This window comes from Chryseobacterium sp. C2(2020) (genome assembly GCF_014218915.1).
Lineage (GTDB): Bacteria > Bacteroidota > Bacteroidia > Flavobacteriales > Weeksellaceae > Chryseobacterium > Chryseobacterium mucoviscidosis.
On record NZ_JACLCT010000088.1, the window covers coordinates 1 to 1562 of the forward strand.

Consider the following 1562-nt stretch of genomic DNA (forward strand, 5'->3'; position numbering starts at 1 on the left):
TTACTGATTTTTAATTAGTTTTACAAAGTAACTAAATATAGCGCTGAGAAAGCTACCGAAGGTTTAGTTCAACATCGGTTTGGCAAAAGCAGGGCTGAAGTGCAAACTTCAGCTTTTGTGCTTCTATAAAATTTTGTACATTAACCGAACGGAAGTGCTTCTATTGCCCTGCCTTCGCAAGCCACAAACCGTTAGCAGTAATGCTCTCAAAACCGTAAAATAAAAACATAAAATTAATCAATAATGAAAAAAAATATTTTAATACTTCTATTCTTTATTACAGTAGTTTCTTGTAAAGAAAAAACTCAAGAAATTGAAAAAACAGAAATTAAGCCAAAAAATCAAATTCAACCCAAAACTGATTTATTAAAAGAAAATTCGGATGCAATTGATGAAATCAAATTTATGAAAGTAGATATGGCGAATTTTCCAATATCTGAAGAAACTTCTTTCGACACTTATGATGAATCATATAGAGAAAATCATCCTGATGGAAGAGTTTATAAAAAGCTAAAAAAAGAACAAATACAAAAATTAGGACTTCAAGATTGGCTTAAAAACGGAACGGATATTTCTGTTAATTATGAACTACCCTATTCTGAAAATTTCAGAACATTTGTATTTACATTTCAAGATGGAGAAATGGAACTTAAAACCTTTATGGTGACTTTTGACAAAAATTTCAAGAAAATTGACACATTGCAAATTGCTTACGACGAAATTGCGGAATCTTGGATGTGGACAAAAAGCGAGATTTCTAAAAGCAAAATTGAAGTGAAAGATTATAACGAATCCAGTGGAGAAACAGAGATTACGACAACAATTTATAAAATTGACGAAAATGGTAAATTTGTAACACTTTTGAAGAGTGAACCAAAAATGAAATAAGCACTATCCGATAGCGCGGATTTGCAATCCGTGATTTTACAATATGGAAATTACAAATCCGTGACATTGCGAGAATTATACTGCTTTTGTGAAGCGTTTTTTACAAGTAATCTAAAGGACTTTTGACTTTACTTTTGGAGACATCTGTAATATGGGTATAAATTTCTGTAGTTTTAATATCGTTATGCCCTAAAAGTTCTTTAATTATTCTGATATCTGTACCGTTTTCTAAAAGATGTGTTGCGTAAGAATGGCGCAGCGTATGAACAGTTGCGGGAGAACTTATGTTTGCCTTTTTCAAAGAGTTTTTAAATACCTGCTGCACACTTCTTTTTGAGTATTGCCCTGTATTTTGACCTTCAAACAAATACGTTTTCGGCTGATACATTTTAAAATACACTCTCAATAGTTCCAGCAACTTCGGAGAGAGGTTTACAATTCTGTCATTCTTCCCTTTTCCCTGCCTGATTAAAAGAACAGATTCCTGAGATTTTACATCCGATATTTTCAGTTCCAATACCTCGTTTAATCGCAAACCGCAAGAATAAATAGTAGTGAGAATTGCTTTATGTTTTATATTTGATGTAGAATCTAATATTTGGTATTGTTAAATTAAAATATATTTCATAAATTAGTATTATGAAATGTTATAAATGTCAATCATTAGATAAAGT

Annotated in this window: 2 protein-coding genes; one reads left to right on the forward strand and one right to left on the reverse strand. The window is 31.1% G+C overall.

Going from position 1 to position 1562, the window contains the following annotated elements; translation table 11 throughout:
- The first annotated feature begins 243 nt into the window (after positions 1-243).
- A complete protein-coding gene (locus H6W52_RS21005) occupies positions 244-888 on the forward strand; it encodes a hypothetical protein (RefSeq protein WP_116097029.1) in 645 nt (214 codons plus the stop codon).
- 100 nt (positions 889-988) lie between these two features.
- On the opposite strand, the gene H6W52_RS21010 is transcribed toward H6W52_RS21005, so the two are convergent.
- On the reverse strand, positions 989-1486 hold the full coding sequence (locus tag H6W52_RS21010) for a tyrosine-type recombinase/integrase (protein ID WP_262511415.1): 498 nt from the start codon (positions 1484-1486) through the stop codon (positions 989-991).
- Positions 1487-1562: the final 76 nt, after the last annotated feature.